The 15,108-nt window shown below is 56.4% G+C and carries 21 protein-coding genes and 4 tRNA genes; 16 read left to right on the top strand and 9 right to left on the bottom strand.

The window, feature by feature from the left end:
- The first annotated feature begins 3 nt into the window (after positions 1-3).
- From PD282_RS16850 to PD282_RS16820, 7 genes are all read left to right on the top strand, one after another.
- Complete coding sequence (locus PD282_RS16850; protein ID WP_274651807.1) at positions 4-1,557, top strand: ABC transporter substrate-binding protein; 1,554 nt, start codon at positions 4-6, stop codon at positions 1,555-1,557.
- 175 nt (positions 1,558-1,732) lie between these two features.
- The gene (locus tag PD282_RS16845) at positions 1,733-1,897 is read left to right on the top strand and encodes a hypothetical protein (RefSeq protein ID WP_274651806.1); all 165 of its coding nucleotides are present in this window, start codon (positions 1,733-1,735) and stop codon (positions 1,895-1,897) included.
- Between the two features lie 83 nt (positions 1,898-1,980).
- A tRNA-Met gene (locus tag PD282_RS16840) sits at positions 1,981-2,057 on the top strand.
- A 21-nt stretch (positions 2,058-2,078) separates the two neighbouring features.
- A tRNA-Ile gene (locus PD282_RS16835) sits at positions 2,079-2,155 on the top strand.
- Positions 2,156-2,175: 20 nt separating this feature from the next.
- A tRNA-Leu gene (locus PD282_RS16830) sits at positions 2,176-2,261 on the top strand.
- Between the two features lie 103 nt (positions 2,262-2,364).
- Positions 2,365-3,075, top strand: a complete 711-nt coding sequence (locus PD282_RS16825; RefSeq protein ID WP_274651805.1) for a uracil-DNA glycosylase — start codon at positions 2,365-2,367, stop codon at positions 3,073-3,075.
- Positions 3,075-3,884: an SPL family radical SAM protein gene (locus PD282_RS16820; RefSeq protein ID WP_274651804.1), complete on the top strand. Its 810-nt coding sequence runs from the start codon at positions 3,075-3,077 to the stop codon at positions 3,882-3,884. Before PD282_RS16825 ends, PD282_RS16820 begins: the two co-directional genes overlap by 1 nt.
- A 110-nt stretch (positions 3,885-3,994) precedes the next feature.
- Here PD282_RS16820 and PD282_RS16815 read toward each other — a convergent pair whose 3' ends face one another.
- From PD282_RS16815 to PD282_RS16800, 4 genes are all read right to left on the bottom strand, one after another.
- Positions 3,995-5,014: an S-layer homology domain-containing protein gene (locus PD282_RS16815; RefSeq protein ID WP_274651803.1), complete on the bottom strand. Its 1,020-nt coding sequence runs from the start codon at positions 5,012-5,014 to the stop codon at positions 3,995-3,997.
- A gap of 186 nt (positions 5,015-5,200) precedes the next feature.
- A complete protein-coding gene (locus tag PD282_RS16810) occupies positions 5,201-5,350 on the bottom strand; it encodes a hypothetical protein (RefSeq protein WP_274651802.1) in 150 nt (49 codons plus the stop codon).
- Positions 5,343-5,537: a hypothetical protein gene (locus PD282_RS16805; protein ID WP_274651801.1), complete on the bottom strand. Its 195-nt coding sequence runs from the start codon at positions 5,535-5,537 to the stop codon at positions 5,343-5,345. The genes PD282_RS16810 and PD282_RS16805 overlap by 8 nt, the downstream gene beginning before the upstream one ends.
- Before the next feature lie 103 nt (positions 5,538-5,640).
- The gene (locus tag PD282_RS16800; RefSeq protein ID WP_274651800.1) at positions 5,641-5,862 is read right to left on the bottom strand and encodes a DUF2905 domain-containing protein; all 222 of its coding nucleotides are present in this window, start codon (positions 5,860-5,862) and stop codon (positions 5,641-5,643) included.
- Between the two features lie 142 nt (positions 5,863-6,004).
- On the opposite strand from PD282_RS16800, the gene PD282_RS16795 reads away from it, so the two are divergent.
- Entirely contained in the window at positions 6,005-6,466 is a 462-nt protein-coding gene (locus PD282_RS16795; protein ID WP_274651799.1) for a CBO0543 family protein, read from the top strand.
- Positions 6,467-6,514: 48 nt separating this feature from the next.
- Here PD282_RS16795 and PD282_RS16790 read toward each other — a convergent pair.
- Together PD282_RS16790 and PD282_RS16785 are read right to left on the bottom strand one after the other, a co-directional pair.
- A tRNA-Val gene (locus tag PD282_RS16790) sits at positions 6,515-6,587 on the bottom strand.
- A gap of 158 nt (positions 6,588-6,745) precedes the next feature.
- Positions 6,746-6,940: a DUF2524 domain-containing protein gene (locus PD282_RS16785; RefSeq protein WP_274651798.1), complete on the bottom strand. Its 195-nt coding sequence runs from the start codon at positions 6,938-6,940 to the stop codon at positions 6,746-6,748.
- A 149-nt stretch (positions 6,941-7,089) separates the two neighbouring features.
- Here PD282_RS16785 and PD282_RS16780 point away from each other — a divergent pair, with 149 nt between their 5' ends.
- From PD282_RS16780 to PD282_RS16770, 3 genes are all read left to right on the top strand, one after another.
- The gene (locus PD282_RS16780) at positions 7,090-7,272 is read left to right on the top strand and encodes a hypothetical protein (RefSeq protein WP_274651797.1); all 183 of its coding nucleotides are present in this window, start codon (positions 7,090-7,092) and stop codon (positions 7,270-7,272) included.
- A gap of 73 nt (positions 7,273-7,345) precedes the next feature.
- Complete coding sequence (locus PD282_RS16775) at positions 7,346-7,606, top strand: hypothetical protein (protein WP_274651796.1); 261 nt, start codon at positions 7,346-7,348, stop codon at positions 7,604-7,606.
- 122 nt (positions 7,607-7,728) lie between these two features.
- Positions 7,729-7,989 carry a DUF3892 domain-containing protein gene (locus tag PD282_RS16770; protein ID WP_274651795.1) on the top strand — a complete coding sequence of 87 codons (261 nt, stop codon included), beginning with the start codon at positions 7,729-7,731 and terminating at the stop codon, positions 7,987-7,989.
- Between the two features lie 51 nt (positions 7,990-8,040).
- Here the strand turns inward: PD282_RS16770 and PD282_RS16765 are convergent, their stop codons facing one another.
- The gene (locus PD282_RS16765; protein WP_274651794.1) at positions 8,041-8,769 is read right to left on the bottom strand and encodes an MBL fold metallo-hydrolase; all 729 of its coding nucleotides are present in this window, start codon (positions 8,767-8,769) and stop codon (positions 8,041-8,043) included.
- A 180-nt stretch (positions 8,770-8,949) separates the two neighbouring features.
- On the opposite strand from PD282_RS16765, the gene PD282_RS16760 reads away from it, so the two are divergent.
- The 3 genes from PD282_RS16760 (at position 8,950) to PD282_RS16750 (ending at position 10,303) form a co-directional block, all read left to right on the top strand.
- Positions 8,950-9,147 carry a hypothetical protein gene (locus PD282_RS16760; RefSeq protein ID WP_274651793.1) on the top strand — a complete coding sequence of 66 codons (198 nt, stop codon included), beginning with the start codon at positions 8,950-8,952 and terminating at the stop codon, positions 9,145-9,147.
- A 165-nt stretch (positions 9,148-9,312) separates the two neighbouring features.
- The gene (locus PD282_RS16755; RefSeq protein ID WP_274651792.1) at positions 9,313-9,879 is read left to right on the top strand and encodes a stalk domain-containing protein; all 567 of its coding nucleotides are present in this window, start codon (positions 9,313-9,315) and stop codon (positions 9,877-9,879) included.
- Between the two features lie 109 nt (positions 9,880-9,988).
- Entirely contained in the window at positions 9,989-10,303 is a 315-nt protein-coding gene (locus PD282_RS16750; protein WP_274651791.1) for a DUF1292 domain-containing protein, read from the top strand.
- Positions 10,304-10,375: 72 nt separating this feature from the next.
- Here PD282_RS16750 and PD282_RS16745 read toward each other — a convergent pair whose 3' ends face one another.
- Complete coding sequence (locus PD282_RS16745; RefSeq protein WP_274651790.1) at positions 10,376-10,795, bottom strand: DUF1885 family protein; 420 nt, start codon at positions 10,793-10,795, stop codon at positions 10,376-10,378.
- A 117-nt stretch (positions 10,796-10,912) separates the two neighbouring features.
- Positions 10,913-12,382: an aminotransferase class I/II-fold pyridoxal phosphate-dependent enzyme gene (locus PD282_RS16740; RefSeq protein ID WP_274651789.1), complete on the bottom strand. Its 1,470-nt coding sequence runs from the start codon at positions 12,380-12,382 to the stop codon at positions 10,913-10,915.
- 169 nt (positions 12,383-12,551) lie between these two features.
- On the opposite strand from PD282_RS16740, the gene PD282_RS16735 reads away from it, so the two are divergent.
- Both PD282_RS16735 and PD282_RS16730 read left to right on the top strand, forming a co-directional pair.
- The gene (locus PD282_RS16735) at positions 12,552-13,808 is read left to right on the top strand and encodes an MFS transporter (protein ID WP_274655281.1); all 1,257 of its coding nucleotides are present in this window, start codon (positions 12,552-12,554) and stop codon (positions 13,806-13,808) included.
- A gap of 21 nt (positions 13,809-13,829) precedes the next feature.
- On the top strand, positions 13,830-15,035 hold the full coding sequence (locus PD282_RS16730; protein WP_274651788.1) for an MFS transporter: 1,206 nt from the start codon (positions 13,830-13,832) through the stop codon (positions 15,033-15,035).
- Positions 15,036-15,108 lie beyond the last annotated feature (73 nt).

Below are 15,108 nucleotides of genomic sequence, written 5' to 3'. Positions count from 1 at the left end.
CGAATGCAGATCCAATCACGTGCATCAATGGTACGAAAAGCATCCGCCGTTCTTATGGTGACGGCCATGGGAGGCTCGCTGCTTGCGGCGTGCAGCAAGGGCGACAGCGGCGACGGCGCCGACAAGCACGTCCTGCGCGTCGGTTTCATGTATTCGAACTCGGATAACGAACCTTATCTGCGCCAGCAGTTTACGGACAGCTATGAGCTGACTCATCCGAACATCGATATTGAAATCGCCGCCGCCATCAACTACGACGATCAGCGCTTCGATCCCGCGGCGGCGCAGGATCCGAGCAAGCAGCCCGACCCTTACGAGAAGCTGAAGGAAATGCTGACCGGACCGAATCCGGTGGACGTGGTCATTCTCGACCCGAATTACTTGAAGCGGCTCGTGCAGGACAACTTGCTGAAGCAGCTCGATCCGCTCATTCAGGACAGTAAATTCGATATCAGCGATTACGTGCCGACCGTCATCGACGGCATCAAGGACGCGGGAGGCGGCGATATTTACGCGCTGACGCCGACCTTTTCCTCTTCCGCGCTCTTCTACAATAAGAAAATGTTCGCCGACGCAGGCGTGCAGCCACCGGCCGACAATATGCAGTGGCAGGATATTTTCAATTTGGCCAAACGCATTTCCGCCACCAGCACGGCATCGAACAAAGTGTTCGGCTTCCAGTTCAATCGTTACAGCGGGGACCCGTTCTCCGACATGATGACGTACTCGGCGCCGCTGCAGCTCAAAATATGGGATTCCAAAGGCGAGAAAATGACCGTCGATACGCCGCAATGGGCGCAGGTATGGAAAGATATCGCCGGCGTGTACAAAGACAAGGTCGTGCCGTCTCAAGACGATATCAACAAATTCAATCAGGACATGAGCAAGCCCGCCCAGAACGGCAAACCGGTCACGAACCCCTACATGGGCGATCTGTTCGTGAACGGCAAAGTAGCGATGACGATCGCATCCTACGATTATGTGAATGAGCTGGCGAAATCGAAAGATTATAACGCCAAAAACAAAGACGTGCCGACTGTCGATTGGGATGTCGTCACCGTGCCGACATTCCCGCAAGCGCCGGGTGTAGGGGGCAATATTTATTTGTCCAACCTGATGGCGATCAATGCGAAAGCCCAAAACAGCGATGACGCCTGGGATTTCATCCAGTTCAACAACAGCGAAGAATGGGCGAAGCTCAAATCGCGCAGCACGTACGAGATGGTTTCGCGCAAATCGTACCTCAAGCCAAAGGACGGCCTGAGCTACAACATGCAGGCGTTTTATACACTGAAGCCGGTTCCGCCCCAGGACACCGGCATGGACGAATTGTCGCAGAAGATGCCGAACATCTGGCAGGTGCAAAACTACGGCCAGCCGCTCTTCCAGGACGTGCTGCAGGGCAAGAAAACGGTGGAGCAGGCGCTCAAGGAATGGCAGACCAAAGGCGATCAGGCGCTGCAAAAGCTGAAAGCCGATCCGAATGCCCCGCTCGATCCGCCCGGCGGAAACGGCGGCGGCAAGGTGATCTATGATGGCGGCGGATGGGGAGGCTGATTACGCTCGAACGCGCAGCCGCGGCAGGTGAATTGACGCCGTCCTCATACTCGGCCTGACGATCGAAGCTCCCGTACCTTGACAGGTGCGGGAGTTTTTTTGCGGCTTTCGCGCTTGACTTTTTCGGGTAATGGGTAATCTAAGCGAAAAAGGAGCGGGAGGAGGTGTTCGCCCCATGAACTGGGTATACTGGGTGCGCTTGTACGATACGAAGTTTCAGGCCGGCTGTCTCGTGAAGCGGATGGAAAACGACTGGTGGATTTACGGGTACGAATGCCCGCGGGAGATCGAAGTGTTTCAGTCCCGCAAAGGCCGGTACGGTGTCCGCTTTGTTCCATAAAATAATCCTTGACTTGCTGAATATTTTTATAGTATATTATTTCTTGTCGCCGTACAATGACGTTGATTGTGATTTGGTAATGTCGCGGGGTGGAGCAGTCCGGTAGCTCGTCGGGCTCATAACCCGAAGGCCGCAGGTTCAAATCCTGCCCCCGCAACCAACCCCCATACGATGGCGCTAAGGGCCCTTAGCTCAGTTGGTTAGAGCGGTCGGCTCATAACCGATTGGTCGGGGGTTCGAGTCCCTCAGGGCCCACCATTCACACACGTCGCCATTTTGCCGGGGTGGCGGAACTGGCAGACGCACAGGACTTAAAATCCTGCGGGTGGTGACACCCGTACGGGTTCGATTCCCGTCCTCGGCATTCTATTAACAAGCGATCGACTCCTTCGCACGCCGCAACCGGCTGGTGAGAAGGAGTTTTTTACTATACGCAGACGAGCGGCAGAGAGAGGAGCCTTGAACCAATGGCCGATATTTTCCAAAACGAATGGGCGCCTATTCTGCACCCGGAAATGGAGCTTCCGTATTACAGGGAGCTGCGCGCGGAGCTTGCCCGCCGGTACCGGAGCTCGACCGTATATCCGGATATGCGCCATATTTTTAATGCTTTGCATTATACCGGCTATGAAGAGGTGAAAGTCGTCATTATCGGGCAGGATCCTTACCACGGACCGGGGCAGGCGCACGGGCTCAGCTTTTCGGTGCAGCCGGGCGTGAAAGCGCCTCCCTCGCTGCAAAATATTTTCAAAGAGCTGCGCGACGATCTCGGCAGCCCGATACCGGACCATGGCTGCCTCGTATCGTGGGCCAAACAAGGGGTTCTGCTGCTGAACAATGTGCTGACGGTGCAGGCCGGACAAGCTGCCTCTCATCAAGGGCTCGGCTGGGAGCGATTTACGGATGCCGTTATCGCGGCGCTGAATGAGCGGGAGAAGCCGCTTGTCTTTATTTTATGGGGGCGCCATGCGCAGGAGAAGGCGGCTTCGATCGATACAAGCCGTCACTGCGTTATCGCATCGGCGCATCCGAGCCCGTTCGCTGCGCACCGGGGCTTCTTCGGCAGCCGGCCGTTCTCGCGGGCGAATGAGTTCCTGAAGAAAACGGGAAGCCAGCCGATCGATTGGACCGTTCCGCCGCTGGCGGAATTGGAAGCGGCCGCTGCAAAGGACGACTGATGGACGGGAGGAAGCGCCCGGTACGTCTGCTCACGCCGGCTTCAGGCTATTTGGACGGCTACGCCTACACGCTGAATCCGTATACGGGCTGCTCGTTCGGCTGCTCGTACTGCTACGTGCGGCGAATGCCCGTTGCGCTGTTCCGCAAGCAATCCTGGGGCGAGTGGACCGAGCGAAAGCCGGTCCGCCGGGAAGATTTCGCCAGCGAATGGAGCAGGGCGCTGGCCAAAGGGACGGTGACGGTTTTTATGTCGTCGGCGACCGACCCGTATCAGCCCGAGGAGGCTGCCGCCCGGCTGACGAGAACGGTGCTGGAGACGATTTCCAACCAGCCGCCGGCGTTTATTCTCGTGCAGACGAGAAGTCCGCTGGTGCTGAGGGATGCAGACCTGCTGCAGCAGCTGGGCGACCGTGTCCGGGTCAGCGTGACGGTGGAGACGGATCTGGAGGAAATGCGCCGGCGATTGACTCCAGCAGCGCCTCCGCTGGCCGCCAGGTGGCGGGCCATCCGCGAGCTGCGGCGGCTCGGCATCCCGGTGCAGGCGGCTGTGTCGCCGCTTCTGCCTCATTCGGACGCGTTCGCGGCCATGCTGGCGGAGACGGCGGAACGGGTGGTCGTCGATGATTTTTTTCGCGGCGACGGCAGCGGGGGAAAACGTTCCGCACAGCTGAAGATGCGGGAGCGATACGCGCAGCTGGGATTGGAGGACAGCTACGCTCCGGAAACGGCCGACCGCTTCACGGCGGAGTTAAAACGGCTGATGCCGCCGGGCGCCGTTTATTTCGGTCAGGAAGGTTTTCTGCCTTAACGATGAAGCACGCCCCGAGACGATTCGTCTCTGGAGCGTGCTTCGTTTCATTATGGGACGGAAGGTTTGCGGCTGCCTTTGCGATCTTGCTGCGGGCGGGCAAGGCCGGCTCAGCCGGCGGCCGCGATATCCGTCGCACGATCGGCAGTGCCCCCGGATACCGGAGTATCGCCGCTGCCGGAGGTGCCGGCCGAACCGGACATGCCGGCGCCTGCATCTGCGATAACCGGCGTATAACCGGAAGCTGTGTAGGTCACCTGCTTCACCTCGGCCACATGCTGCGGGTAAAGCATACCCGGCTGCGGGAAGGTGGGCTCCAGATGGATAACGGCCTGTTTCCCCTCGAAGGAAATCGAAGCGATGGTAAACCCGTAGCCCGGATTCGGCACGGTTGCGGTGACCGTCACTTCATTAACCTTATCGTTCACCGCCGCAACCGCCAGCTTGACGTCCGACAGCGAGGACGGCTGCTGGTCGGGAGGAGCAGGAATCGGCTGATGCGTTTTCACGAATTGAATCGCTTCATACAACCAGCCGGCAGCGGTACTGCGCGTCATCATTTGCTTCGGATGAAAATTTTGCTTGCCGTCGAGTTCGGCGATTTTGGCGATCAGCAGCTTCTGAATGCTGTCCATATACGCTTTTGTGACGTCCGCTTCGTCCTTAATGACGACGTACATTTCAATAAACGCAAAGTCGCCTTTGGCTGTTATCGCCTGGAACAGATGATAAGCGAACTGTTCGCGCGTCATAACGGCGTTCGGATTAACGTCCTTCGGCAATTTCAGACCGTTATATTGGGCGATGATGAAGTTTTGGGAATACCACGCGTTATCCTTCACTTTCGTATAATAATCGCTGGCTTTCGGTTCCTTAATAAAACGCAGGTTGTCGATGTTCAAATCGAGCCCCCGCACAATGAGCGTAACGCCTTCCGCATACGTCAGCTTGCCGTTCGGGTTGAACTTTCCGTCCTTGCCGCCTCCCGCGAGCTTGCCCAGCTTTTCGAGCTCGGCTATTTTTCCGGCGTTCGGGTCGTTCTTGATGTCAGAGAATGCCCATGCATTCTGGCTTACCGCGGTGAACAGAAGCAGCAGCGCCGCCAAAATAAACAACCTTCGCTTGATCACGTGCCATCACCTCATTTATTTTCCATTTGTTCCTGCGTGGTATATTCATTGACGTGACGAAAAGTCAATAGGTTGCACGACGGAGCGTAAAAATTAAAAAACCTCCCGGCGAACGGGAGGCTGCGAATGCGAAAAACATACCGGTGACGCATAGGGCGGGATGCAGACACCGCATGGAAAGCGCCGCTAATCTTCAGGCGTCCGGTCAAGATAGAGCCGGGTCACTTCCGTGACATCGCCGCGCTTCCGTTCCTCATCCGTCGGTTCCTCTTCCAGCGTATTGTGCGTGTCCATGCCCGGCGCGACGGTCGGTTCGTGCTTGCGGTCATCACGCATTGCCGCTTGTCTCCTTCGAGGAAGGCGGATTGCCGATGCCGCATGAGCCCGGGTAACCGTCATGGGCTTTCATGTCCTCCAGCTCGCTGCGCATGTCGTCGTCCTGCGGCATTTCCGCAACAACCTTGGCTGCCGTGACCGGTTCACCGGCCTTGCCGTTTGCTTCGCGCTCGTGATTATCGCTCATCAAAAGTCTCCCTCTTTTCGCGCAAAATGGCGGTGCCTTCGTTACCGTTATCGTGCACCAAGCGAACGGCAATCATGCACGCCCATCTACGCCTGTCCGGGCTTTATTTCATGAACCAGCGGACAATATACGATACGAGCGACAAGACGACGCTGACGACAATGCAGGTGACGATCGGAAAATAAAAGCCGAAATTCCCTTTCCGAATCGAAATGTCGCCCGGCAGACGTCCGAGAGGAATGAACTTTCCGAGCAGCGCCCAAAGGAGGCCGATCAGAACGAGCAATATCCCGGCTCCGATTAAAAATTTTGGCATATTGTTCATGAGGAGCTCCTTTCGAGAAAATCGAAATCGCTGCATGCAGATAATGGGATACTTTTGAATAGGTTGTCATTTTTGGCATCTAAATAATCGTTCCCGTTCCAGGTTAAATTAGTGGAAACGATGCGGATAAGGAGCAGCATTCATGGTTTTATTTTGGGTCTCCATCTTCCTGTTGAATATCTTTGCCTTTCTGATCCCCAAAACATTGCCTCACTGGCAAATATATGCCACATCCTTATTCGCTGTAGCCTTTCAAATTTCCGTCGATATTTATTTCGACCTGAAATGGAACTTATACGGTTATTTTAACAAAGGCGTCGATAACCTTGGATTCGTTTATCAATTCGGCATCTACCCGGCCGTCAGCATTCTGTTCCTAACCTTTTGGGAACACAGGAGAGGTTTCGGGTCCAAGCTGGGATATATCTTCTTATGGACGGTTTTCTCGACGGGGTATGAGTTTATGGCGCTAAAAAGCGGGTTCTTTTATTACAACGGCTGGAAGCTGATGTACTCCTTTTTCGAATACCCGGTGCTGTTCCTCATTCTTGTCGCCAATTTACGTTTTCTGCAATGGCTGCAGCGGAAGGAAGCCCGCGCTTGACTGGAATCAAAATGAAGAAAACCCTTGATTTCTCAAGGGTTTTCGGTATGATCTGTAGTGGGCTCGAACCACTGACCCCCACCCTGTCAAGATGGTGCTCTCCCAGCTGAGCTAACAGATCGTATTGTGATGGATCCCGCGTCTCGCGGTGACAAGTAATAATATATCAAAAGGAAAAAGGCGAGTCAACTGTCTGAATGAAAGTTTTATTATTCGCACAATTCAGCCCTTTGCGGCCTTTCGGCAAACAGCCGTCAGGCCGCAAGGGGCCTCTTGCAGTCAGGAAGGGTGCGGCTCGATTCCGCATTTGTTCGCGATAAAACGAATCTGGTTTTCGATACGGTTGATCTTTTCCTGTTCCTCCGGGGAACGTTCGCTGCTGCCGCTTATGAGCGATTCAAGCTCGAGCCGGAGCGAATGTAAATCCTCGGACGCCTGCGAGCAGTCATAGCTGCTTTCCAAATTGTTCAGCATCGTTGAAGGCTCCTTTCGCACGTGCCGGATATCCGTCGTCCGGTCTAAACAAATAGGATAAACGCTTGCCGCGCTTTTATTCCATGCGCGACTATTTCCCTTATGCGGCGCATACCTTTACACAAAAGCGTCGTGGGAGGCGGAGTAGCATGAATGAGGCGGCCTATTTGGTGATTTGGCTGATCGGCCTGTTTGCTCTCGTTATTGTGGTATCCGTTTGCGTCGTGAAGCTGATCGTTCACGATTCGACCGCTTACGATGAGAAGTTCCTGTGGATGCGCCGGCTGCCGCCGGATGCGGCGGACGACGGCAAAAACCGCGGCGGTCATTGACGTACGGCGCGTTTGAGAGTGATCGAATTGGTGCACACTATTCCTGACTTTGAAGAAATGAGGGAAGATGTGCATGAAAGCAATCGCCGTCGTTTTTGGAGCCGCTGTCATGATGCTCGCTTGTTCCGGCTGCAATCCGGAATCCGGGGCGGATGCGAAGCCGGGCGGACATCAGGTTCAAAACGTATTTGCCGACGTATACCGGGAACCCGAAAGCGAAACGGTCTTCGGGGATGTATACGATCCCCCGAACGAATCGCAGACGCTTGCGCCGCCGTATGCCGGCAAACGGGAAGGCGATCCGAACCGCGTGCCGCTGCCGACAGGCGGCTGAGCGCCGAGCCGCATCGGAATTTTCGGTGCGCAGCCGTGCGGCTTCATTCCGGCAGGGGCATTTTTTACCGGCTTATCGGGCAACCTAAATACCGAATCGATCACGAAAGGAGAGAGCGTACCATGGCTGACAACAATGCGGTGAACCCGAATGCGGGGCAGCGGGAAACGTTCGTAGCGGTTCAGAAAAACGGCGACGGCGATCTGACGGCCTTCAGGACGTCCTCCGGACGCGTTCTTAATTACGAGCAGGCGCTCGCAGCCGTCCAAGAAGGTCAAATCGCCGGCGTCAATGCCTTTAAGGGCAGAGACGGCGAAACCTATATCCGGGGCGATGCCGACGGCGACCCCAGCAACAATCTCGATTCCCTGCCGGGCTTCTGACCGGTTCGATAACGAAAACAGCCCGCTGGATGGCCAGCGGGCTGTTTTTCGTTACTCGAAGGTGTACAGGGAGTGCTGCTCCACAAATCTCATTTTTCCGGTCCTGCCTTCGAACTGCGGTTTCGTATCGTCGTAATGCATCAGCCATATCCGCTCCTGCATCGTTTCCGGCAGCGTCAAGAGCTCGTCCAGCGAAGCATGAACGATGCCCGGAGATTTCAGCTGGCAGTCGTGAAAGAAGACCGTGCAGCCGCGTCCGGCAAGCTCGGCGAGCAGCTCCGGCTGAAACGTCATGTCCGCCGAATAAAAAAACGTTCGGTTCACGATATAAGAGTAGCTGGCTTTTCCCGCGATATGCGGGGTGCGGATCGGCTCGACCGACAAGCCCGGCACGAGCTCCGCGGCTTCTCCTTCCCGCAGCGGACGAACCTCGAAAAAATCGTCCAGCTTCGTCCATTCCTCCTGAACGAGACCGCCCTTTAGCGAGTTTTCCCATAAGACGTTCGTCAGCGGCTCCGGAATATAGAGAACCGGCTTCCGGTTGTATACAAATTTCATTTGAAATGCAAACTCCTCGACGCCGCCGATATGATCGGCATGAATGTGGCTGAGCAGCAGCGCGTCGATATCGTTGAATGTCCTGCCGAGCGAATGGAGCGCGGCCGGTCCCGTAATGCCGCAGTCGAGCATGACCGTCCCGCCTTCCGCATCAAGCAGGGCGTTATTGTTGAAGTAACGTTTGGCAAACGCGCTGCCCGTCCCAAGCATTTGAATGTTCAATCGGTTAACCCCCCGTGGAAAATGGTTCGCATTTACTGTACCATGTCCGGTTCGCGTTGGAAAGCGGGCCCAAATTGCCGCAGGTCCGCCTGCGAGACAGCCGGGACAACATACCGCCAAGCCTCGCCTGTCATACAATGTGGGGAAACAACCGTGACGATGGGGCAGGTGCACGATCAGATGGCAAAAGGTAAAGCGGTGAAAAAACAGAAGACGCGCTCCGATCGGAAGCAAGCCGTTTTGAAGCTGGTTTTATCCGATACATGCGCGGTGTGCAAAACGCCTTGCGCCCGCGGGATGCGGTACTTGGACCATATGCGGCAGCCGGGGGCGGCGGGAAACGGCGTGCCCTGCATTTTGACGAAAACGTACGTCTGACCGCATCACGCGGTAACGTAGAAGAGCCATTTCCCGGGCAAGCGCGCTTTTCTTCAACATGCGACAACGGTACGCGAAACAAAAAACGTGTTCAAGTTGCGCAACTTTGGACGACTTGGTGAGTATAACCATTCATCCAGACAAACGGATGGAGGGTTTGCGACCATGAAATTCAGAAAGATTCTCATCTTGCTGCTGGTCATGTCATTATGGGGCGGTACGATGATCTTCGCCGATTCCGCCGCGCAGAAAATCCGCGTGATCGTGAACGGATCGACGCTTGACGATTCCGGTTTGATTGTTGACGGCAAGACCTATTTGCCGATCAGGCAAATTGCCGATACGCTGCAGTCACTGATCGTTTGGGACGACGAGGGCAAGACGGCGACCTTGTTTAAACCGAACGTTCATATGTTTCTTTTCCAGGACGACAAGAAGATTTTCGGCAATGTAACGGCAGGCAGCAAAATTACGTTCAATGTATTCGCCCAAATCGATAATTTAACGACCGACATTTCCGGTGTCAAGGTTTCCCTGTTCGATCCGAGCGGGACGGAGACAATCATTCAGTCGGAGAACGAGAAGACAGAGAAAGACAATTTCTGGTACAAAACGAACGATATTACCTACACGTTCAACAGTCCAGGCAAATACGTCATTCGTTTCTTCATGAAGATCAACCCGAACGATGACTGGAGAGTCGTATCGGAAAAAACGATTACATCCAAATAAACGTACCGGCCCCGCCCTTTGAGGAGCGGGGTCTTCTCGTTTGACCGGGCAGGGCGATCATGTTACGATACCTGTAAGCTTGGTACATATACAGAAATGAGGGTTTACGATGAGCGAACATATTCACGGCGACGATTGCGGATGCGGTCACGATCATGACCACGAGCATGAGGAGCACGTTTTTCTTGTCGAGGACGAGGAAGGCAAAGAGCGGGAAATGGTGATGGTATATACGTTCGAATCCGAGGAAAAGGTCTATGCGGTTCTGCTGGACCGGAACGATCCGGAAGCGGACGGCGTTATTTTTCGCATCGAAGAAGAGGGCGAGGAAGCGTTTCTCGTCGGTATCGAGGACGATGCCGAGTGGGACCGCGTCACCCGCATTTATGAAGAAATCGCCGAACGCGAGAACAGCCGGGCTTAACGTCCGTATTTAGCGATAAACCCCGCCTTCCCGGCAGCCGGGAGGGCGGGGTTTATCGTTGTATGTACGAAATTATTTGCGCGGGTTGAAATACATCGTTCTCCCGTTAAACAGCGTAAGCTCGGCTTTCAGATGCCGGGCGAAATATTTGCACAGCTCGTTGCCTTTCGCCTTATCGCCGTGCGTTGCGTCGTCGGGAAGCACAACCTGCACGAAATGTGTTTCCCGTTCGCCATCCGCTTTGTTGCCGACGCCGAACAAAATATACCGGTATTGCGGCGTCGTTCCTTTCAAATAAAACCAGCGGTCTTCCTCCCCGGGCCGGGTTTCCACGGTATAAGGAAAAGCGGCGTCGGCATAATCCCAATCCAGCTGCTCGCCGGTCAACGACGTCTGACGGCGGTATCGTCCAAGCCATTCCTTCACGTCGTCCAGGCTGAGCCGTTCGACGGCGGAGCCTTCCACGAATGTAATGTAAGCGCTTTGACTCAAAGTCAAGACCACCTTTCGCAAAAACGCGGAGCATTCGGTTATATACGTGTACCATCATAGCATTCCGCCGGGCGGTTGACAATCCGAAAAGACCGCCCGGCAATGCGGATCAAGGGCTTATGAAATCGCTTTTTCCTCTACGATGACCTTAACGAATTCGATGCTGCGGTCCTCAGGTCCTTTCACGGGCAGTCCGACCTCGACGTGGTCAACGATATAATCGATATTTTCCTGCGATATGACTTCGCCGGGAAGCAAGATCGGAATGCCCGGCGGGTAGACATAGATGAACTCGGCGATAATGCGGCCTGCGGATTCCTTGAACGGAATGACCTCCGTTTCGGCATAGAACGCGTCGCGGGGCGTAAGCGAGAGCTGGGGGATCTCCGGAATTTTCACGACCAGCTCGTTTGCTTCGTTCACCTCGTGATAAGTGTTCGCCAGATCGCGCAGCGCCGATAGCAGCGTGCCGACCGAATCCTGTGTATCGCCGGGCGTCACGAGGGCAAGAATGTTGTACATATCGCTCAGCTCGACTTCGATGTTATACGTTTCGCGCAGCCAGTTTTCCGTTTCGTAACCGGTAATGCCCAGATGGCGGACATGAACCGTCAATTTCGTCGGGTCGTAATCGTACGTCGCCTCGCCGCCCAGAATTTCCTCGCCCGGGCAGTAAAGACCCGGAATACGGTTAATTTCGGCGCGCGCATAATCGGCCAAATCGATGGCTTTCTGGGCGATTTCGTGGCCATGCAGCGCCAGATGGCGCCGGGACGTGTCGAGCGAAGCCAGCAGCAAATAAGAGGTCGACGTCGTCGTCAGCATGCTGATGATCGTCTGCACCCGCTGCGGGTTGATACGGCCGGCGCGCACGTTCAGCACGGAGCTTTGGGTCATCGAGCCGCCCAGCTTATGCACGCTCGTGGCCGCCATATCGGCGCCGGCCTGCATGGCGGACATCGGCAGCTTTTCGTGGAAATGAATCAGCACCCCGTGCGCTTCGTCCACGAGCACCGGAATGTCGTAGCTGTGGACCAGCTCGACAATTTCCTTCAAATTCGCGCAGATGCCGAAATAGGTCGGGTTGATGACAAGCACGGCCTTCGCGTCCGGATGGCGGTCCAGCGCGCGCTTTACCGCGCGGGTCGAAATGCCGTGATCGATGCCGAGATTGGCGTCCCGCGCGGGCGAAATGAAGACCGGGCGCGCGCCGGCGAAAATGATCGCCGACATGATCGATTTATGCACGTTGCGGGGAACGATGATTTTGTCGCCTGGGGCGCATACCGTCAAAATCATCGTCATAATAGCGCCGCTTGTGCCCTGTACGGAAAAAAAGGTATAATCGGCTCCGAATGCGTCCGCGGCAAGCTTTTGCGCGTCTTCGATGACGCCGGTCGGCTGGTGCAGATCGTCGAGCGGCGCGATATTGATCAGGTCGATCGACAGCGCATTATCGCCGATGAACGCGCGGAATTCCGGGTCGCTGCCGAGCCCTTTTTTATGTCCGGGAATATGAAATTGAACGGGATTGCGTGCCGCATGCCCGCGCAGCGCGCTGAACAGCGGAGTCCGGGTATGATCCATATGCTTCATCCCAGCCTTTCGTCGTTAGTCGTACAAACAAGCTTGAGTATAGCAAAACCGGGGGGGATTGCAAGTTACTTTTTTTGTGGAAACTAGAACGTAGAAAAGGAAATGCGGCGGTCTGTTCCGGCAGGCCGTTTTACAGGGAAGGAGCGAATCACCGGTGAAAATGCGCAAAGGCTGGACCAAAGGAAAAGTGCTGTCGTCGCCCTTCGTCATTCAACTGCTGATCATTATGTTTCTTGTCGAATTTGTAAAAGGCGCCTTGCTTATCTCCATCCTGCCCGTTTATATGGGGACGGTGCTCGGATTGTCCGCCTATGCGGTCGGCTGGGCGCTGGCGCTCCAGTATATCGGGGACAACGTTTTTCGCAGCCCGCTCGGCTGGATCATCGACCGGATCGGCTATCGGACCGCCATGCTGCTCGGCGTCCTGCTCTGCTTCGTTTCGGTATCGATCGTGGCGGTGACGTCCAACGTCTACTGGATCGTCTTCGCCTGCGTGCTGCTCGGCGTCGGCTCGTCGCCGCTGTGGCCGTGCGTGATTACGGGGGTGACGGCGGTGGCGGGGAACGAGGCGAAAGGAACGATCATGAGCTTCGTTTATATGGCGTGGCTGGTTGGCGTCGGCGCCGGGCCGGTCGTGATCAATTTCTTCATCGCGCATACATACGAGAACGCCTTTCGGATGCTGGTCGGCATGATGATGGCCGTCGTGCTGGTGGCGCTTTTTCTGCCGGGGAAACGGAAATCCGACGAGATCGAGGGACGGACCGAAGCGGCGCGGAAAGAGGCGGAGCACGTCCGCGCAGCGGTGCCGCTGCTGGAGCGGGCTTCCGCTTATTTCGCAAAAGTGCGCCGTTCGATGCAGGCCAGCAAGCTGCTGTATCCCGCCATGTTCTCGCAAAATTTTGCGCTCGGCCTGCTGACGCCGGTGCTGACGCTGTATGCGCGGACGGTGCTTCATCTGTCGCCGGGGCAGTACAGCCTGTATCTGCTGGCGGGCGGAGCGGTGACCGTCGCGGGACTTATCCCGGTCGGCAAATGGGTGGATCGGTTCGGCACGAAATGGTTTCTGCACGCAGGCTTCCTGACCGCCGCGATCTCGCTGCCGGTGCTTGGCTACACGCGGTCGCTCCCGCACGTGCTGCTGATCGTTGCGCTCGTCGGTCTTGGCTACGCCTGCATCATCCCGGCCTGGAATGCGCTGATCGCCGAAGCGATCCCGAAATCCGAGCGCGGCGCGGTATGGGGCTTCTTCCTCACGATCGAAGGGCTCGGGATGGTATTCGGCAGCATTATGTCCGGAAGACTGTGGGACAAGCTCGGCCCGCATGCGCCGTTTTTCCTGAGCGGCTCGGTGCTGCTGATGCTGTTTGTTCTTCATTTGTTCATAACAAGGCGTTCCAAACTTGTGGTACGATGAGGGGGTGGAGGGACGAAACAGATGAGAGACAAAAGACTCGCGATCGTCATGCTGATGCTGATGACCACGTTCATCGGCTTTGGAATTATCATTCCGGTGCTGCCGGAGCTGATTAAAGAAGCGAGCCCGGACCGGGTGGAGTTTCATACCGGCTGGATGCTGTCGCTGTATTCGCTCGTATCGTTCATCATTTCGCCGGTATGGGGCAGCCTGTCGGACCGGATCGGCCGCCGCCCGGTTATTATGGCGGGAGTGCTCGGTTTCGCCGCAAGCTTCCTGCTGTTCGGCGTCGCCGACGGCAGCCTGCCGCTTATGTATGCCTCTCGCGTGCTCGGAGGTCTGTTCTCCGGCGCCGTCACGTCGGTCATCGTCGCTTACGTTGCCGATATTACGCCGCCCGACCAGCGGACCAAAGGAATGGGCCTCGTCGGCATGTCGATCGGCCTCGGCTTCACGATCGGGCCGGGCTTCGGCGGGCTGCTCAGCCTCGTATCCAAAAACACGCCGTTTTTCGCCGCGGCCGGGCTTGCGCTTATCACGTTCCTGCTCGCCGTGACGAAGCTGACGGAATCGCTCGAGCCGGACCGCCGCCGCGCCTCTCACGAGCGCAAGCCTTCGCGCTGGACGGCTTTTACGGGACCGCTTAAATATTTGTACATGCTGGCGCTGTTCGTTTCGCTGTCGCTGGCCGGACTGGAGGCGACGCTGCAGCTGTTCGGCATCCAGCGGTTTAATGTGACGCCGCTTCAGGTCGGCATCATGTTTCTCGTATGCGGCCTCGTCGGCGCGCTCATTCAGGGCGGCGTCGTACGGAGGAGGATCCGCAAAGGCCAGGAGCCGGGGTACATCGCCGCCGGCCTGCTCATCTCGGCCGCAGGCTTTCTGCTGCTGCTGACGTCGCATTCACTGGCTACGGCGACGGTCTATCTGGCCATATTCGGCGTCGGCAACGCCTTGATTCGCCCGTGCGTCACGTCGCTCATTACCCAGAAAACGACGGTCGGCCAAGGCGTCGCCTCGGGGCTCAGCTCGTCGATGGACAGCCTCGGCCGCATTTTCGGGCCGCTGATCGGGACATCGCTCCTCAGCATCGGCCTGCCGCTGCCGTACGCTGCCGGCGGAGCGTTATCGCTCGCGGCGCTCCTGTTCCTGTTCCGGTTCCGGTCGCTCGACCGGGCGTCGGGCAGCAGCGCGGAGACGGCCGCCGTATCGGAACAGCGGCTGTAAAGCCAAGCCAAACGAAAGACGCCGGAGAGGGTTCACCTCAAGCCCGGCGTCTTTTTTTATGATCGAAGGGAAG

It is taken from the genome of Paenibacillus humicola (assembly GCF_028826105.1).
GTDB classification, from domain to species: Bacteria; Bacillota; Bacilli; order Paenibacillales; family Paenibacillaceae; genus Paenibacillus_Z; species Paenibacillus_Z humicola.
Note: the sequence above shows the minus strand (reverse complement) of the source record. Positions and strands in the feature narration are given on the sequence as shown.

Bases quoted from the DNA above. Each gene is read 5' to 3' on its own strand.
- PD282_RS16755 (WP_274651792.1), top strand. From the start codon at position 9,313: ATGAAATTCAGAAAGATTCTCATCTTGCTGCTGGTCATGTCATTATGG.
- PD282_RS16780 (WP_274651797.1), top strand. From the start codon at position 7,090: ATGAATGAGGCGGCCTATTTGGTGATTTGGCTGATCGGCCTGTTTGCT.
- PD282_RS16850 (WP_274651807.1), top strand. From the start codon at position 4: ATGCAGATCCAATCACGTGCATCAATGGTACGAAAAGCATCCGCCGTT.
- PD282_RS16795 (WP_274651799.1), top strand. From the start codon at position 6,005: ATGGTTTTATTTTGGGTCTCCATCTTCCTGTTGAATATCTTTGCCTTT.
- PD282_RS16810 (WP_274651802.1), bottom strand. From the start codon at position 5,350: ATGCGTGATGACCGCAAGCACGAACCGACCGTCGCGCCGGGCATGGAC.
- PD282_RS16750 (WP_274651791.1), top strand. From the start codon at position 9,989: ATGAGCGAACATATTCACGGCGACGATTGCGGATGCGGTCACGATCAT.
- PD282_RS16760 (WP_274651793.1), top strand. From the start codon at position 8,950: ATGGCAAAAGGTAAAGCGGTGAAAAAACAGAAGACGCGCTCCGATCGG.
- PD282_RS16785 (WP_274651798.1), bottom strand. From the start codon at position 6,940: ATGCTGAACAATTTGGAAAGCAGCTATGACTGCTCGCAGGCGTCCGAG.
- PD282_RS16805 (WP_274651801.1), bottom strand. From the start codon at position 5,537: ATGAGCGATAATCACGAGCGCGAAGCAAACGGCAAGGCCGGTGAACCG.
- PD282_RS16730 (WP_274651788.1), top strand. From the start codon at position 13,830: ATGAGAGACAAAAGACTCGCGATCGTCATGCTGATGCTGATGACCACG.
- PD282_RS16775 (WP_274651796.1), top strand. From the start codon at position 7,346: ATGAAAGCAATCGCCGTCGTTTTTGGAGCCGCTGTCATGATGCTCGCT.
- PD282_RS16740 (WP_274651789.1), bottom strand. From the start codon at position 12,382: ATGGATCATACCCGGACTCCGCTGTTCAGCGCGCTGCGCGGGCATGCG.
- PD282_RS16820 (WP_274651804.1), top strand. From the start codon at position 3,075: ATGGACGGGAGGAAGCGCCCGGTACGTCTGCTCACGCCGGCTTCAGGC.
- PD282_RS16825 (WP_274651805.1), top strand. From the start codon at position 2,365: ATGGCCGATATTTTCCAAAACGAATGGGCGCCTATTCTGCACCCGGAA.
- PD282_RS16770 (WP_274651795.1), top strand. From the start codon at position 7,729: ATGGCTGACAACAATGCGGTGAACCCGAATGCGGGGCAGCGGGAAACG.
- PD282_RS16735 (WP_274655281.1), top strand. From the start codon at position 12,552: ATGCGCAAAGGCTGGACCAAAGGAAAAGTGCTGTCGTCGCCCTTCGTC.
- PD282_RS16845 (WP_274651806.1), top strand. From the start codon at position 1,733: ATGAACTGGGTATACTGGGTGCGCTTGTACGATACGAAGTTTCAGGCC.
- PD282_RS16800 (WP_274651800.1), bottom strand. From the start codon at position 5,862: ATGAACAATATGCCAAAATTTTTAATCGGAGCCGGGATATTGCTCGTT.